Annotated in this window: 1 protein-coding gene and 1 pseudogene; both read right to left on the reverse strand. The window is 52.8% G+C overall.

Annotated features, from left to right (window positions below; genetic code table 11):
- A partial coding sequence (locus tag A3730_RS10020) for a glutaredoxin family protein (RefSeq protein WP_197477416.1) occupies nt 1–125 on the reverse strand: 125 nt, incomplete at its 3' end.
- Nucleotides 122–390, reverse strand: a pseudogene (locus A3730_RS10025) (23S rRNA (guanine(2445)-N(2))/(guanine(2069)-N(7))-methyltransferase); the annotation flags it as partial. The gene A3730_RS10020 and the pseudogene A3730_RS10025, both read right to left, overlap by 4 nt.

Here is a 390-nt window from a genome sequence, read left to right on the forward strand (position 1 = left end):
ATCAAGGCATCATCCTCGGCGATATCCACCGGGGTAAGCACCAGCCCCGGATTCACCATGGCCACCAGCTCCCTGGCCTGGTCACAAAGGTGACAACCCAGGGTGGTATAGAGCACAACCGTCATGCGTCCTCCACATGACGAATCGCGTAGCAGTAATGGATTTTTTCATTTCGCCGGAAATCCTCCGGGATACTCCAGCGGGAAATATCTTCCACGTCGAACCATTTACTGATGCTTTCATCCATCTGGAAACGGCGGTAATTACAGGAGAAATACAACACCCCACCCGGCTCCAGGCAACGCATGATTTTGCGAATCAGGTCGCCATGGTGTTCTTCCACCACAAAGTCACTGCGTGATTTGTTGTTGGAAAAGGTGGGCGGATCGC

It is taken from the genome of Alcanivorax sp. HI0044, from assembly GCF_001634945.1.